This window comes from Paraburkholderia sp. RAU6.4a (assembly GCF_050435625.1).
Classification (GTDB): Bacteria; Pseudomonadota; Gammaproteobacteria; order Burkholderiales; family Burkholderiaceae; genus Paraburkholderia; species Paraburkholderia tuberum.
In genome coordinates this window covers 3129671-3144437 of record NZ_JBNDKQ010000002.1, presented here as the reverse complement: position 1 = coordinate 3144437, position 14767 = coordinate 3129671, and the positions used below count along the sequence as shown (strand labels likewise).

Annotated in this window: 15 protein-coding genes; 9 read left to right on the top strand and 6 right to left on the bottom strand. The window is 64.7% G+C overall.

Features of this window, described 5'->3' with window-relative positions; genetic code table 11:
• The first annotated feature begins 44 nt into the window (after positions 1–44).
• The gene (miaA, locus tag OKW40_RS19305) at positions 45–986 is read left to right on the top strand and encodes a tRNA (adenosine(37)-N6)-dimethylallyltransferase MiaA (RefSeq protein ID WP_429491016.1); all 942 of its coding nucleotides are present in this window, start codon (positions 45–47) and stop codon (positions 984–986) included.
• Positions 987–1113: 127 nt separating this feature from the next.
• On the opposite strand, the gene purM is transcribed toward miaA, so the two are convergent.
• Positions 1114–2181 (bottom strand): phosphoribosylformylglycinamidine cyclo-ligase, encoded by a 1068-nt coding sequence (gene purM, locus OKW40_RS19300; protein ID WP_429491014.1) that lies wholly within the window; start codon positions 2179–2181, stop codon positions 1114–1116.
• On the opposite strand from purM, the gene OKW40_RS19295 reads away from it, so the two are divergent.
• From OKW40_RS19295 to panB, 7 genes are all read left to right on the top strand, one after another.
• Positions 2180–2383: a hypothetical protein gene (locus OKW40_RS19295; RefSeq protein WP_184062286.1), complete on the top strand. Its 204-nt coding sequence runs from the start codon at positions 2180–2182 to the stop codon at positions 2381–2383. The genes purM and OKW40_RS19295 overlap by 2 nt on opposite strands.
• A gap of 74 nt (positions 2384–2457) precedes the next feature.
• The gene (gene hda / locus OKW40_RS19290; RefSeq protein WP_090803130.1) at positions 2458–3210 is read left to right on the top strand and encodes a DnaA regulatory inactivator Hda; all 753 of its coding nucleotides are present in this window, start codon (positions 2458–2460) and stop codon (positions 3208–3210) included.
• Entirely contained in the window at positions 3203–3889 is a 687-nt protein-coding gene (locus OKW40_RS19285; RefSeq protein WP_429491012.1) for an HAD family hydrolase, read from the top strand. Before hda ends, OKW40_RS19285 begins: the two co-directional genes overlap by 8 nt.
• A complete protein-coding gene (gene pcnB, locus OKW40_RS19280; RefSeq protein WP_429491011.1) occupies positions 3886–5502 on the top strand; it encodes a polynucleotide adenylyltransferase PcnB in 1617 nt (538 codons plus the stop codon). Before OKW40_RS19285 ends, pcnB begins: the two co-directional genes overlap by 4 nt.
• Positions 5503–5553: 51 nt before the next feature.
• The gene (gene folK, locus OKW40_RS19275) at positions 5554–6096 is read left to right on the top strand and encodes a 2-amino-4-hydroxy-6-hydroxymethyldihydropteridine diphosphokinase (RefSeq protein ID WP_184062288.1); all 543 of its coding nucleotides are present in this window, start codon (positions 5554–5556) and stop codon (positions 6094–6096) included.
• Complete coding sequence (locus OKW40_RS19270) at positions 6093–6773, top strand: deoxynucleoside kinase (RefSeq protein ID WP_090803123.1); 681 nt, start codon at positions 6093–6095, stop codon at positions 6771–6773. Before folK ends, OKW40_RS19270 begins: the two co-directional genes overlap by 4 nt.
• Positions 6774–6810: 37 nt before the next feature.
• Positions 6811–7626, top strand: coding sequence for a 3-methyl-2-oxobutanoate hydroxymethyltransferase (gene panB / locus OKW40_RS19265; protein WP_184034424.1), 816 nt, complete (start codon positions 6811–6813; stop codon positions 7624–7626).
• A gap of 48 nt (positions 7627–7674) precedes the next feature.
• Here the strand turns inward: panB and pabB are convergent, their stop codons facing one another.
• From pabB to grpE, 4 genes are all read right to left on the bottom strand, one after another.
• Complete coding sequence (gene pabB / locus OKW40_RS19260; RefSeq protein ID WP_429491008.1) at positions 7675–9561, bottom strand: aminodeoxychorismate synthase component I; 1887 nt, start codon at positions 9559–9561, stop codon at positions 7675–7677.
• 18 nt (positions 9562–9579) lie between these two features.
• Positions 9580–10719 carry a molecular chaperone DnaJ gene (gene dnaJ, locus OKW40_RS19255; protein ID WP_018419484.1) on the bottom strand — a complete coding sequence of 380 codons (1140 nt, stop codon included), beginning with the start codon at positions 10717–10719 and terminating at the stop codon, positions 9580–9582.
• A gap of 269 nt (positions 10720–10988) precedes the next feature.
• Complete coding sequence (gene dnaK / locus OKW40_RS19250) at positions 10989–12941, bottom strand: molecular chaperone DnaK (protein WP_429356622.1); 1953 nt, start codon at positions 12939–12941, stop codon at positions 10989–10991.
• A 332-nt stretch (positions 12942–13273) separates the two neighbouring features.
• A complete protein-coding gene (gene grpE, locus OKW40_RS19245; RefSeq protein WP_429491006.1) occupies positions 13274–13861 on the bottom strand; it encodes a nucleotide exchange factor GrpE in 588 nt (195 codons plus the stop codon).
• A 365-nt stretch (positions 13862–14226) separates the two neighbouring features.
• On the opposite strand from grpE, the gene OKW40_RS19240 reads away from it, so the two are divergent.
• Positions 14227–14388 carry a hypothetical protein gene (locus OKW40_RS19240; RefSeq protein ID WP_167368620.1) on the top strand — a complete coding sequence of 54 codons (162 nt, stop codon included), beginning with the start codon at positions 14227–14229 and terminating at the stop codon, positions 14386–14388.
• On the opposite strand, the gene OKW40_RS19235 is transcribed toward OKW40_RS19240, so the two are convergent.
• Positions 14360–14767, bottom strand: a complete 408-nt coding sequence (locus OKW40_RS19235) for an RNA-binding S4 domain-containing protein (protein WP_018419480.1) — start codon at positions 14765–14767, stop codon at positions 14360–14362. The genes OKW40_RS19240 and OKW40_RS19235 overlap by 29 nt on opposite strands.

Below are 14767 nucleotides of genomic sequence, written 5' to 3'. Positions count from 1 at the left end.
CGCTGCGTTTCGATCACACCGTTGCGCCGCGCGCCCGCTTGCCCATGACGTCACACCCTACCCCCATCCCGTGCCTGCTCGGCCCGACCGCGTCCGGCAAGACCGCCGCCGCGCTCGCGCTCGCCGCGCGGCGGCCGGTCGAAATCATCAGCGTCGACTCGGCGCTCGTCTATCGCGAGATGGACATCGGCACCGCGAAGCCGACCGCGGAAGAACGCGCGGTCGCGCCGCATCATCTGATCGATATCGTCGATCCGGCCGACTCGTACTCGGCCGCGCAGTTTCGCGCCGATACGCTGCGGCTCGTCGGAGAAATTCATGCGCGCGGGCGGCTGCCGCTGCTGGTCGGCGGCACGATGCTGTACTACAAGGCGCTCACGCAGGGGCTCAACGACCTGCCCGCCGCCGACGCCGAAGTACGCGCGAGACTCGACGCCGACGCCGCCCGCGACGGCTGGCCGGCGCTTCACGCGCGGCTCGCCGCGCTCGATCCGGTCACGGCCGCGCGTCTCGCGCCGAACGATTCGCAGCGCATCCAGCGCGCGCTGGAAGTGTTCATGCTGACCGGCCAGCCGATGTCGACGCTGCTCGCCGCGCCCGCGCGCACCGACGACGCCGCATCGGCACGCTTCGTGCTTGTCGCGCTGGAGCCGTCCGAGCGTGGCGAGCTGCACGCGCGCATCGAGCAGCGCTTCGATTCGATGCTCGCGCACGGTTTCGTCGATGAAGTGGTGAAGCTGCGCGCGCGCGGCGACCTGCTGCCGGAGATGCCGTCGATGCGCTGCGTCGGGTATCGGCAGGTGTGGGAATACCTCGATGGCGCGGTCGACTATCGGACCATGCGCGACAAGGGCGTCTTCGCGACGCGGCAACTCTGCAAGCGGCAGCTCACGTGGCTGCGCAGCATGCCGGAAAGACAGGTGGTGGATTGCTGCGATCCGCACGCGACGGCGCGGGTGGTGGAGTTGATCGAAACGCTGGTTTGAGGCGCCGATCAGCGTGGGGGAATCGGAGGGACGTAAAGCGGGAATTTGAAGCGGGAAATGTGAAGCAAAGGATTCGAAGCCCGCGTGGCGCACCATTGCGGCACGCCACGCGAGCCCGCGTCAATCTTTAGACCACGACCGTCTGCACTTCACCCGCTGAGCTTTCACGGACCGTGCCGATCTTCCAGACCTGCTCGCCCGCCGCGGACAGCAGACCGATCGCCGCTTCGGCATCCGCGGCCGACACGATCACCGCCATACCGATACCGCAGTTGAACACGCGGTGCATTTCCGCATCGGCGACGCCGCCGTGCTTCTGCAGCCACGAGAACAGCGGCGGCAGCGGCCACGCGCGATGGTCGAGCTCGGCCGTCAGGCCTTCGCGCAGCACGCGCGGAATGTTCTCGACGAGGCCGCCGCCCGTGATGTGCGCCATACCCTTGACCTCGATCTGCTGCATCAGCGCGAGCAGCGGCTTCACGTAGATGCGCGTCGGCGCCATCAGCGCGTCGGCGAGCGTGCGGCCGTCGAAGTCCGCGTTCAGATCGGGATTGGCACGCTCGATGATCTTGCGCACGAGCGAAAAGCCGTTCGAATGGATGCCGCTCGACGCGAGCCCGAGCACCACGTCGCCCGACGCGATCTTGCTGCCGTCGATGATCTTGCTCTTTTCCACCGCGCCGACCGCGAAACCAGCCAGGTCGTATTCGCCGTCCGGGTACATGCCCGGCATTTCCGCGGTTTCGCCGCCGATCAACGCGCAACCCGACAGCTCGCAGCCGTGCGCAATGCCCTTCACGACGGTCGCCGCCGTGCCGACGTCGAGCTTGCCGCAGGCGAAATAGTCGAGGAAGAACAGCGGCTCGGCGCCCTGCACGAGGATGTCGTTGACGCTCATCGCGACCAGATCCTGGCCGACCGTGTCGTGCTTGTTCAGCTGGAACGCCAGACGCAGCTTGGTGCCGACGCCGTCGGTGCCGGACACGAGCACCGGCTCCTTGTACTTCTTCGGCACTTCGAACAACGCGCCGAATCCACCGATGCCGCCCAGCACGCCGTCGCGCAGGGTTTTCTTGGCAAAGGGCTTGATGGCGTCGACGAGGGCGTCACCCGCATCGATGTCCACGCCGGCGTCGCGATACGACAAACCTTGGGCCGAATCGGTTGAATGCTCGGCGGATTTCGGTTGATTCATGGGGAAAAGCTCGAAGGTCGGTAAAATGCGATTTTACCCGATGCTGGCCGCCTGGCTGGAATTCACGCGTTCCGACGATATCCTGGAAACGACATTGCAACACGACACCCCGATTCCGGCGCCGCCGACCCGCGCAATTGCGCCAGCCGTGCTTCGCGACGCGCGGCCTCACGACCCGGCGAGCACGCTTCACGACAACTGAGCGCCTGGCAACCTTCCAGGCCCCGAGGTCCGGGCCACTCGCGGCCTGAGCCTCATTTTCGGCATTAACCTACTGTGCTTCGTCAACTGACGCTCGATCTCGGCACCCCGCCGCCATCGACATTCGACAATTTCTTCGCCGGCGCGAACGCCGAGCTGGTCACGCGCCTGCGTGAGCTCGACGACGCGCTCGCCTCCGGACCGGTCGCCGATCGCACCTTCTACATCTGGGGCGAAGCCGGCAGCGGCCGCACGCACCTGCTGCAGGCGCTCGTGCACGAAGCGCCGCCGGGGCATGCGCGCTTCGCCGGGCCGCAAAGCAGCCTCGCCGCCTTCGGCTTCGATCCGCGCGTCGCGCTCTATGCGATCGACGACTGCGACGCGCTGTCGGCCGCGCAGCAGATCGCCGTGTTCAACCTGTTCAACGAAGTGCGCGCGCATCCGACCAGCGCGCTCGTCGCCGCGGGCAACGCGGCGCCGATCGGCATGACGGTGCGCGAAGATTTGCGCACGCGCCTCGGCTGGGGACTGGTGTTTCACCTTGCGCCGTTGCCCGACGACGCGAAGGCCGCGGTGTTGAAACGCGCGGCGCGCGAGCGCGGCATCATGCTCGCCGACGACGTGCCGGCCTACCTGCTCACGCACTTTCGCCGCGACATGCCGAGCCTGATGGCGCTGCTCGACGCGCTCGACCGCTTCTCGCTCGAACAGAAACGCGCGGTCACGCTGCCGCTGTTGCGCACGATGCTCGCGTCGCCCGACCCCGCCGCCGCACCGGGTTCACACGCCGCTCTTCCCGCTTCAAGTAAAATAGGCGCCCATGGCTAACCTTGCACTCTTCGATCTCGACCACACGCTCATTCCCACCGACAGCGACCACGAATGGGGCCGCTTCATGGTGAAAAAAGGCATGGTCGACGCCGAAAATTTCGCCCGTGAAAACGATCGCTTTTACGCCGACTACAAGGCCGGCAAGCTCGACATTCACGCTTATCTGATCGCCATGCTGACGCCGCTCGCGAAGTACACGCGCGCGCAGCTCGCTGACTTTCACGCGCAGTACATGCACGAGGTCATCTCGCCGGCCATCCAGCCGGCGGCGCTCGAACTCGTGAAACAGCATCGTGAAGCGGGCGACCTGTGCTGCGTCGTCACCGCGACCAACGAGTTCATCACGCGGCCGATCGCGCAGGCGTTCGGCGTCGACACGCTGATCGCGTGCGAGGCGGAGACCGTCGGCGGGGAGCCGCACGGCGCCTACACCGGTCGCCCCACCGGCACGCCGAGCTACAAGGAAGGCAAGATCGTGCGCACCGAAATGTGGCTCGCGTCGCTCGGCAAGAGCTGGAGCGACTTCGAGCACAGCTATTTCTATAGCGATTCGCACAACGACATCCCGCTGCTCGAAAAAGTCACCGATCCCATCGCGACCAATCCGGACGACACGTTGCGCGCCCATGCGCAAGCCAAAGGCTGGCGCATCCTCGAACTCTTCCAACCCTCGTGATCAAGAAACTCATCCGCAAGCTATTCGGCCAGGACACGGCGACCGCTGACGACACGCTCTCCGCCGCCGCCAGCGTCGACGGCAATGCCAATGGCAAGCCGCCGGCGCGCGGCAAGTCCGTATCCGGCACGACCGCTTCCGGCACGGCCGCGCGGCCGCGCCGCAAGTCCGCAAGTGCCGCTGCTGCCGCGCAAGCGCCGCGCGAGCCGGACGTACCCGTCATCATTCCGCACGACGTGCACGGCATCGACCCCACGCTGATCTCGCGCAATGCGATCCGCGTGACCGAGGGCCTGCAACAGGCGGGCTTCCGTGCGTTCATCGTCGGCGGCGCGGTGCGCGATCTGCTGCTCGGCGTGAAGCCGAAAGACTTCGACGTCGCGACCGACGCGACCCCCGAACAGGTGCAGAAGCTGTTCCGCCGCGCGCGCATCATCGGCCGGCGCTTCCAGATCGTGCACGTGCAGTTCGGCCAGGAAATCATCGAAACCTCGACGTTCCGCGCGCTGGTCGATCCGCCCGCGGCCGACGCGCCGCCGCCGAAGCGTCTGAAGCGCGACGAGCTCGACCGCCGCACCCACGCGGTCGATGCGAGCGGCCGCGTGCTGCGCGACAACGTGTGGGGCGAACAGCACGAGGACGCCACGCGCCGCGACTTCACGATCAACGCGATGTACTACGATCCGGCCACACAAACGGTGCTGGACTACCACAACGGCATGGCCGACATGCGCGCGCGCCTGTTGCGCATGATCGGCGACCCGGTCACGCGCTATCGCGAGGATCCGGTGCGCATGCTGCGCGTCGTGCGCTTCGCCGCCAAGCTCGACTTCGACATCGACGACGCCACGCGCGCGCCGATCGAGAAGATGGCCGATCTGATCAACAACGTGCCCGCCGCGCGTCTGTTCGACGAAATGCTGAAGCTGATGCTGTCGGGTCACTCGCTCGCATGCCTGAAGTGGCTGCGCCAGGAAGGCCTGCATCACGGGCTGTTGCCGCTGCTCGACGTCGTGCTCGAGCAACCGACCGGCGAAAAATTCATTTCTCTGGCACTCTCTAACACAGATGCACGCGTGCTCGCCGGCAAGCCGGTGTCGCCGGGCTTCCTGTTCGCGACGCTGTTGTGGCACGACGTTCAGCAGCGCTGGCAGAAGTTCGAGGCCGAAGGCGAGTATCCGGTGCCCGCGCTGCATCGCGCGATGGACGAAGTGCTCGACATGCAGACCGAAAAGCTCGCGATCCACAAGCGCTTCTCGGCCGACATGCGCGAGATCTGGGGCCTGCAGCTGCGCCTCGAAAAACGCTCGGGGCGCAGCGCGCTGAAGCTGCTCGAACACCAAAGATTTAGAGCGGGGTATGATTTCCTCCTGTTGCGCTGCGCATCGGGCGAACTCGACGAGTCGGTCGGTGCATGGTGGACGGAGTTCATCGAAGGAGACGTCGCCGCGCGCGAGACATTGCTCACGCAAGGCGGGAAGGACCGGAGCCCAAGAAAACGACGGCGGCGCGGTGGCGCCAGAAGCCGCAAATCAGGTGACGGAGTGGAGGGCGGCTCGTCCGCCGAACGCACGGACAACGACGCGGGCCTCGAAGGCTCGCACGAAGACTGACGCGGCGTTCGCGGAAAAGCCGTCAAAACGATAGTTGCAGGAAGATATGCCATGACGGTTGCTTATCTTGGCCTCGGCGCGAATCTCGGGGACGCGCGCCAGACCCTGAAAGACGCGGTGGTGTGCCTCGCACAACAGCACACCATCACCGTGCTCGCCAAATCGAGCCTGTATCGCACTGCCCCGATCGACGCGGGCGGCGACGACTTTTTCAACTGCGTCGTGAAGCTGGAAACGACGCTCCCCGTGCGGCATCTGCTCGCGCTGTGCCACAAGATCGAGCATCAGTTCGGCCGTGAGCGGCCGTTCCGCAATGCGCCGCGCACGCTCGATCTCGACATCCTGCTGTATGGCGATCAATCGATCGACGAAGCCGATCTGATCGTGCCGCACCCACGCCTCGTCGAGCGCGCGTTTGCGCTGGTGCCGCTCGTCGAGATCGACGCGGCGATCGTCATTCCGCTGCATGGCCGGGCCGCCGCGCTGCTCGACAGCGTGAGCGATCAGCGCATCGAGAAAGTAAATTCGCCCTGCCAGTGCCCGATGCTCAATGCGCTGACCGGCAATTCCGCCGAAAAAGGCCGTTGCGAATGAGTTCGCCGCCGCTCACGGTCACCGCGCCGCAACTGCGCCCGCCGTTCGGCTATATCGCGATCGAAGGGCCGATCGGCGTCGGCAAAACCTCACTCGCGCGGCGCCTCGCGCAACGCTGGTCGATGCACGAACTGTTCGAACGCTCGCAAGACAATCCGTTTCTTGAACGCTTCTATCGCGACACCACGCGCTATGCGCTACCGGTGCAGTTGCACTTCGCGCTGCAACGCGCGCAGCAGGCGCAGGAAGTCAGCGCCGCGCAGGCGAGCGGCACGCCGCTGATCGCCGACTTCATCACGCAGCGAAACGACATCTTCGCGCGTCTGACCTTGCAGGAAGACGAGTGGCAGTTGTACCGCGCGCTTGCCGTGCGGCTCGACGTCAGCGCGCCGGAGCCGGACTTCGTCGTTTATCTGCAGGCGAGCCCAGAGGTGCTGTTCGCGCGCATCCAGAAGCGCGCGGTGCCGATGGAGCTGCAGATTTCCGATGCCTATCTGCGCGCGCTGTGCGACGCGTACAACGAATTCTTCTACCACTACGACCGCACGCCCGTGCTGACGGTCAACGCCGAACACCTGAATCCGCTCGACTCCGACGCGGACCTTGCGCTGCTCGCCGAACGCATCGAGACGATGCGCGGCCGCAAGGAATTCTTTGTCAAAGCCACGTCGCTGTAAGCGGCGCGGCTAGTTCATTTTTTTCACTGGATTGACCATGACTTATTTGCAGGAAGCGAGCCGGAGCGCGATCACCGTGCCGAAACTGCAGGCAATGCGCGACGCTGGCGAAAAGATCGCCATGCTCACCTGCTACGACGCGAGCTTCGCCGCGCTGCTCGATCGCGCGGGCGTCGACGTGCTGCTGATCGGCGACTCGCTCGGCAACGTCCTGCAAGGCCAGGCGACCACGCTGCCGGTGTCGCTTGCCGACATCGCGTATCACACGGCGAGCGTCGCGCGCGCGCGGCCGTCGGCGCTGATCGTCGCGGACCTGCCGTTCGGCACCTACGGCACGCGCGAAGACGCATTCAGGAGCTCGGTCGAACTGATGCGCGCGGGCGCGCAGATGGTCAAGCTCGAAGGCGGCGAATGGCTCGCCGACACGGTGCGGTTTCTGGTCGAGCGCTCGATTCCGGTGTGCGCGCATGTGGGTCTCACGCCACAGTCGGTGCATGCGTTCGGCGGCTTCAAGGTGCAGGCCAAGACCGAAGCGGGCGCGAGCCAGCTGCTGCGCGATTCGCTCGCCGTGCAGGAAGCCGGCGCGCAATTGATCGTGATGGAAGCGATCCCGTCGCAACTCGCGGGCGAGGTCACGCAGCAGCTGCGCATTCCGACGATTGGTATCGGCGCGGGCCTCGGCTGCTCGGGTCAGGTGCTGGTGCTGCACGACATGCTCGGGATTTTTCCTGGCAAGCGACCGCGCTTCGTGAAGGATTTCATGCAGGGACAGCCGAATATTCAGGCGGCCGTCGAGGCGTATGTGCGGGCGGTAAAGGACGGCACGTTTCCCGGTGCCGAGCATACGTTCTGATGCTTCATTGCCGCGCGAGCGCGCGGCATTCCCGTATTTTTCAGTGCTCTAACCAACAAGCCGTGCCGGCACCGCGCCGCGCAACGCGTTGCACACGAGCAGCGCTTCGGCGTTCAGCACATCCGCCCGCGTCAGCACTTTTTCACCTGCCCGCAAGCCCGACGCGTCGTCGAGCAACACGCTTCGCATTACACCCGGCAGCACGCCTGACGCGAGCGGCGGCGTCCACCATTGTCCCGCGAGCTTCACGAACACGTTCGACCTGCCGCCTTCGGTCAGTTCGCCCCGTTCGTTGAAAAACAGCGTATCGAAGGCGCCCTTCGCTTCGGCTTCGCGCCAGCCGCGGTCGTAGTCTGCCCGGCGCGTAGTCTTGTGGCGCAGCAGCGGATCGGCGGCGTGGGTCGGCGCGAACTGCGCTTCGGGGCCGAGCAGAACACCAACGATCGCATCCGCCAACGGCGCAAGTATCGCGGCCGAGATCTGGGTCACCCCGCTCTTGCTCAAAGCAAGCCGCATTCGATGCGGCATCTGCGCCGGGAGCGTGGCGCACCGCGCTGAAATCTCCCCACGAATGCGCGCTTCGTCGAACCCGAAGCCAAGCGTCGCGGCGCTCGACGACAAGCGCCGCAGATGCCGCTCGACGTGCCGTACGCCGTCTTCCCGCGTCGCGAACATCGTTTCGAACAGTTCGAAACCCGGCTCGGCGCCCATCAGAAAACGTGCTTTCAATCGACACTCCTCGTGCTCGTCGGCGGCCACGCTATCGAGCACGATGCCCGCGCCGATGCCCATGCTGCCGCGCAGACCGTTCGTGCCACCGTCTGACGCCGATGACGCAGTCAACGTCAACGTGCGAATCGCGACCGACATGCAAAAGTCGCCGCAATCGTGATCATCGCCCGGCGCATCGAGCCAGCCGATCGCGCCGGTATAGAGCCCGCGCGGCGTGCTTTCCAGTTCGTCGATCAACTGCATCGTGCGATGCTTCGGCGCACCGGTAATCGAGCCGCAGGGAAACAGCGCGCGCAGGATCGTCGCGAACGAGGTGCCGTCGAGCAACGTCGCCTCGACAGTCGACGTCATCTGCCACACCGACGCATACGGCTCGACCGAAAACAACGCCGGCACGCTGACCGAGCCGATCCGCGCGACTCGCGACAGATCGTTGCGCAACAGATCGACGATCATGACGTTCTCGGCGCGGTTCTTCGGATCGGTCGCGAGGAACTCGGCGTTACCCCGGTCGACGGCAGGATCTTGCGAGCGCGGCGCCGTGCCCTTCATCGGCCGCGCGCGCAACGTCGGGCCGTGCTTTTCGACGAACAGTTCGGGCGAACACGACAGCACCCACGCATCGTCCGGCAACGCGATCAGCGCGCCGAACGACACGGGCTGGCGCGCGCGCAACCGCCGATAGAACGCGAGCGGCGAGCCGAACACGTCGAAGCCGAGGCGGTACGTGTAGTTGACCTGATAGGAATCGCCCGCGCGCAGGGCGGCGTGAATCGCGTCGATCGCCGCGTCGAACTCGGCGCGATCGACGCTCTCGCGCACGTTCGCGGTGCCCGCGACCGACGGCTCGAAAGCGCCGTTGTCCCGCGCCGTCAGCCACGCGTCGACCTCGTCGCGCGAAAGCTTCGCACAACGTTCGAACAATAAAAAACGCAGCGTGGCATTGCCACGCTGCGTTTCAGAAGACCGGCGCGCATCGAAACCCATCAGCGCGCGGCCAAATTCATAATCGGCGAGCACAACGGCGTGCAAACCGCTCCGGGTATCCGCCGCGACGCTGTCGCACACGGCTTCGAGCTGCGCCGCCTCCGTGCAGACCCGCTCGCGCACGAAACCCGTGTACAAGCGGCTCGACGGAAGCGCCGCCGTTGCACCGCAATCGTCGAGCAGCGCGAACGCCGCGCCGCGACTGTCCACCGTCATACTGACCGCCGAATCAAATCAATCGAAAAAGCTCTTTACGCGATCGAACCAGCTCTTGCTTTGCGGACTATGCCGCGAACCGCCTTCCACGAGCGCCTTTTCGAACTGCTTGAGCAGATCGCGCTGCGCTTCGGTGAGCTTGACCGGCGTTTCAACCTGCACGTGTACGTACAGATCGCCGGCGATGCTCGAACGCAGCCCCTTGATGCCCTTGCCGCGCAAACGGAACGTCTTGCCGGACTGCGTGCCTTCCGGCACCGTGAAGCTGGCGCGACCGGCGAGCGTCGGCACCTCGATATCGCCGCCGAGCGCCGCGGTAGTGAACGGGATCGGCATCTGGCAATGCAGATCGTCGCCGTCACGCTCGAACACCGAGTGCTGCTTGATATGAATCTCGACATACAGATCGCCCGACGGACCGCCGTTGATGCCCGGCTCGCCGTTGCCGGCCGAGCGGATGCGCATGCCGTCGTCGATACCGGCCGGGATCTTCACTTCGAGCGTCTTGGTTTCCTTCACCTTACCCGCGCCGTGGCAGTGATTGCACGGCTCGGGGATGTAGGTGCCGGTGCCGTGGCACTTCGGGCAAGTCTGCTGGATGCTGAAGAAGCCCTGCGACATGCGCACCGAACCCGAGCCGCTACAGGTCGGGCAGGTTTCCGGCTTGGTGCCCGGCTTCGCGCCCGAGCCATGGCAGACTTCGCACGAAACCCAGCTCGGCACGCGAATCTGCGTGTCGTAGCCGTGCGCGGCCTGCTCGAGCGTGATTTCCATGCTGTAGCGCAGATCGGCGCCGCGATACACCTGCGGGCCCGCGCGGCCGCCTCCGCGTGCGCCGCCGCCGGCCGCCTGGCCGAAGATGTCGCCGAAGATGTCGCCGAATGCATCGGCAAAGCCGCCGAAACCTTGCGCGCCGGCCCCACCCATGTTCGGATCGACGCCCGCGTGACCGTACTGATCGTACGCGGCGCGCTTTTGCGAATCCGACAGCATTTCATAGGCTTCCTTCACTTCCTTGAAATGCTCTTCCGCATCCTTGTGACCCGGATTGCGGTCGGGGTGGTGCTTCATCGCGAGCTTGCGATAAGCCTTCTTGATTTCGTCGTCGCTCGCGTTCTTTGCGACGCCCAGAACCTCGTAGTAATCCCGTTTCGCCATATCGGTTCAACGCCGCCGCGCAAAGCGACGCGGTAGCTCCTTGTGAATGCTGTGGAGTCTCGCGACTCGTCCGGCCGCTGTCTGCGCCGCGCCAGGGCACGGTTCAAAACAACGCCCTCCATAAAACGAACGTGCCCGGAGAGCCCCAAAAAGGCTCGCCAGGCGCGAAAACCGCTCTTGCACTTTGGGCGCCCCGGGGGCGCCGTTCTCGTGCAGCCGGGCCGCGCACATTGCTGTGCACGGCTTTACGGTCGGATGCCGACCTGGCTTTAGTCTTTCTTCACTTCCTTGAAGTCAGCGTCGACCACATCGTCGGCCTGCTGGCTCGCACCCGCCGATGCACCGGCACCGCCGCCCGCCGCGCCCGCCGCCGCTTCGGCACCTTGCGCAGCCTGCATGTCGGCGTACATCTTCTCGCCCATCTTCTGCGAGGCCGTGGCCACCGCTTCGATCTTCGCTTCGATCGCGGCTTTGTCGCTCGAGTTGCTCTTCAGCGTGTCTTCGAGGTCCTTCAACGCGGCTTCGACCTTGTCCTTCTCGCCAGCTTCGAGCTTGTCGCCGTACTCGGTCAGCGCCTTCTTCGTGCTGTGGACGAGGGCGTCACCCTGGTTGCGGGCATCGGCCAGTTCACGCAGCTTGTGATCTTCTTCCGCGTTCGCTTCGGCGTCCTTCACCATCTTCTCGATTTCAGCTTCGGACAGACCCGAGTTCGCCTTGATCGTGATGCGGTTCTCCTTGCCGGTCGCCTTGTCCTTCGCGCCGACGTGCAGAATGCCGTTCGCGTCGATGTCGAAGCTCACTTCGATCTGCGGCACGCCGCGCGGTGCTGGCGGAATGCCTTCGAGGTTGAACTCGCCGAGCAGCTTGTTGCCCGCTGCCATTTCGCGTTCGCCCTGGAACACCTTGATCGTCACGGCGCCTTGATTGTCATCAGCCGTCGAGTAGACCTGCGCGTGCTTGGTCGGGATCGTCGTGTTCTTGTTGATCATCTTCGTCATCACGCCGCCGAGCGTTTCGATGCCGAGCGACAACGGGGTCACGTCGAGCAGCAGCACGTCCTTGCGGTCGCCCGACAGAACCTGGCCCTGAATCGCGGCACCAACGGCCACGGCTTCGTCCGGGTTCACGTCACGGCGCGGGTCCTTGCCGAAGAACTCCTTCACCTTTTCCTGCACCTTCGGCATACGGGTCATACCGCCGACCAGGATCACGTCGTCGACTTCGCCGACCTTCACGCCCGCGTCCTTGATCGCGACGCGGCACGGCTCGATGGTGCGTTCGATCAGGTCTTCGACCAGCGCTTCCAGCTTGGCGCGCGTGATCTTCAGGTTCAGGTGCTTCGGACCCGATGCGTCCGCCGTGATGTACGGCAGGTTGATTTCGGTCTGCTGGCTCGACGACAGCTCGATCTTGGCCTTTTCAGCCGATTCCTTCAGGCGCTGCAGCGCGAGCACGTCTTTCGACAGATCGACGCCCTGCTCCTTCTTGAACTCGCCGATGATGTAGTCGATGATGCGCTGGTCGAAGTCTTCGCCGCCGAGGAACGTATCGCCGTTCGTGGATAGCACTTCGAACTGCATTTCACCGTCGACGTCCGCGATTTCGATGATCGACACGTCGAACGTACCGCCGCCCAGGTCGTACACCGCGATCTTGCGATCGCCCTTTTCAGCTTTGTCCAGACCGAACGCGAGAGCCGCGGCGGTCGGTTCGTTGATGATCCGCTTGACTTCCAGACCGGCGATGCGGCCGGCGTCCTTGGTTGCCTGACGCTGGCTGTCGTTGAAGTACGCCGGCACCGTGATCACGGCTTCCGTGACGGTCTCGCCAAGGTAGTCCTCAGCGGTCTTCTTCATCTTGCGCAGGACTTCGGCGGAGATTTGCGGCGGCGCGAGCTTCTGGTCGCGCACTTCGACCCACGCGTCACCGTTGTCGGCCTTGATGATCTTGTAGGGCATCAGGCCGATGTCCTTCTGCACTTCCTTCTCTTCGAAGCGGCGGCCGATCAGGCGCTTGACCGCGAACAGCGTGTTCTTCGGGTTCGTGACCGACTGACGCTTGGCCGGCGCGCCGACCAGGATCTCGCTGTCATCCATGTAAGCGATGATCGACGGCGTGGTGCGCGCGCCTTCCGAGTTCTCGATGACCTTGACCGAGTTGCCTTCCATGATCGCCACGCACGAGTTGGTCGTGCCGAGGTCGATACCGATGATTTTGCCCATTTTTACAAATCTCCTGACTTTGATCGCTGCGGAAAGCGCCCGGTTGACCCATTTGGCGGCGGGACGATCCGCTCTCAATTCATACCTGCACTCAAAATAAGTGCGGCCACATCGTTTTCAAGACCTCTTTTGCGATGCGGTCTTTAATTTTTTTCAATCACAGGGCGAGGCGCCTGAATCTTCGCTGCGAGCCCGCTCCGTCAGTCTGCGCGGCGCTCCCGGCGTGGTTCGCCGGAAGTGCCTGAATCGATGGGATCTTTGCGGCACGTAGCGAGGCGAAGCGACGCAGCAGACGCCACCGGCGCAAACGCCCGGAGCGATTGTCGACGTGATTACTTCGGCGCCGCGACGGTCACGAGCGCGGGACGCAGTACGCGATCCGCGATCACAAAGCCCTTTTGCAGCACCGCGACGACGGTGTTCGGCTCCTGGTCGGCCGGCACCATCGAAATGGCCTGATGGCGATGCGGATCGAACTTTTCGCCGACCGGATTGATCGCCATGACGCGCCCCTTCTCGAGCGCGCCGCTCAACTGCCGCAGCGTGAGTTCGACGCCTTCGCGGACCTTCTGCAAGTCGTCGGACGAATGGGCGACGGCCGCCTCGAGACTGTCGACCACCGGCAGCAGATGCTCGGCGAAGCTCTCGATCGCAAACTTGTGCGCCTTGGCGACGTCTTCCTGAGCGCGACGGCGCACGTTTTCGGTTTCGGCCTTCGCGCGCAGGAAGCTTTCCTGCAACTCGGCGATCTTCGCCTGAGCGTCGGCCAGCGCCTGCTCGGCGGCACCCTGGGCCGGTTCCGCGGGGGCGCCGGTGTCCGGCTGTTGAGCAGCGGCCCCAGCCGCCTCGGCGGCCTGGCGCGCGGCTTCGTCGGCGGGCGTGGGATTCTGGCTCGTCGGGTTCTCTTGCGTGTTTTCCATGTCGCTGAAAGTCGTTAAAAAGTAAAAGCCAAAGGCGGTGCAAGCCGTTCCGACACAGTACGATTCATGCTTTGCAAAATCGCGACACGCGTCTTCGCGCCGATCCGCCAGACCGGACCCCAGATGGGGCCTGAAAAAGCCGTTTCAAGCGGGTCGAGGGTTTTTTCGCACCACCGACGTGCAGGCGAAATGCGCCGTAACAAGCCTCACCGTGGCGCAATCAGATAGAGATTGAGTGCAGCCCGCAACTGACCTATTCTCCAGTCATGGAGCAGCAACGCCACGTTAACCCTAATCTGACGTAAGCGTTACCGACACCTGACAGTCGTTCCGATAGCCTGTTTCAGCCCATCAAGGGGAGTACCGTGAAACTGACCTTTGCAATCGGCGTGGTCGCACTGGTACTGATCGCGGGCACCACGACCATCTGCATGTCCGGTGCGGTCAACGACCACACCACCGAGTACGGCGGCGCACACGCCACCGTGGAGCAGTTTCTCAATCCCCACCTGAAAATCTGTCGATAGTGCGCCGGTCGCGTTTGGTCGGTCGGCCGTGCAGCGCGGCGGCCGGCTCGTGGTAGACCTTGCGCCGTTCCTGCTCGACCTGCCGCTTCGCCTTGCTCTGCGCGGTTTCCACATAAAGCGTCTGCGCGACGCTCGCCGGACCGCGTACGTCGCATACGCCCAGCACCTCCACCTGCCACACGTAGCGCTCGATCTCGATTTCGACCAGATCGCCGACACGCACGTCCTTCGCCGGCTTCACGGCGACGCCGCCGATACGCACCCGCCCCTTGTCGACCGCCTCCGCGGCCAGCGAACGCGTCTTGAAGAAGCGCGCGGCCCACAGCCATTTGTCGATGCGCAGTTTCGCGCCCGGTTCGGTTGAGATGCGGTAGTTCAT

Excerpts from the sequence above, each read along its gene's own strand:
- pabB (WP_429491008.1), bottom strand. The coding sequence starts at position 9,561 with ATGACGGTGGACAGTCGCGGCGCGGCGTTCGCGCTGCTCGACGATTGC.
- folK (WP_184062288.1), top strand. The coding sequence starts at position 5,554 with ATGACGGTTGCTTATCTTGGCCTCGGCGCGAATCTCGGGGACGCGCGC.
- grpE (WP_429491006.1), bottom strand. The coding sequence starts at position 13,861 with ATGGAAAACACGCAAGAGAACCCGACGAGCCAGAATCCCACGCCCGCC.
- panB (WP_184034424.1), top strand. The coding sequence starts at position 6,811 with ATGACTTATTTGCAGGAAGCGAGCCGGAGCGCGATCACCGTGCCGAAA.
- dnaK (WP_429356622.1), bottom strand. The coding sequence starts at position 12,941 with ATGGGCAAAATCATCGGTATCGACCTCGGCACGACCAACTCGTGCGTG.
- dnaJ (WP_018419484.1), bottom strand. The coding sequence starts at position 10,719 with ATGGCGAAACGGGATTACTACGAGGTTCTGGGCGTCGCAAAGAACGCG.
- OKW40_RS19235 (WP_018419480.1), bottom strand. The coding sequence starts at position 14,767 with ATGAACTACCGCATCTCAACCGAACCGGGCGCGAAACTGCGCATCGAC.
- OKW40_RS19285 (WP_429491012.1), top strand. The coding sequence starts at position 3,203 with ATGGCTAACCTTGCACTCTTCGATCTCGACCACACGCTCATTCCCACC.
- OKW40_RS19295 (WP_184062286.1), top strand. The coding sequence starts at position 2,180 with ATGGGGAAAAGCTCGAAGGTCGGTAAAATGCGATTTTACCCGATGCTG.
- OKW40_RS19270 (WP_090803123.1), top strand. The coding sequence starts at position 6,093 with ATGAGTTCGCCGCCGCTCACGGTCACCGCGCCGCAACTGCGCCCGCCG.
- miaA (WP_429491016.1), top strand. The coding sequence starts at position 45 with ATGACGTCACACCCTACCCCCATCCCGTGCCTGCTCGGCCCGACCGCG.
- purM (WP_429491014.1), bottom strand. The coding sequence starts at position 2,181 with ATGAATCAACCGAAATCCGCCGAGCATTCAACCGATTCGGCCCAAGGT.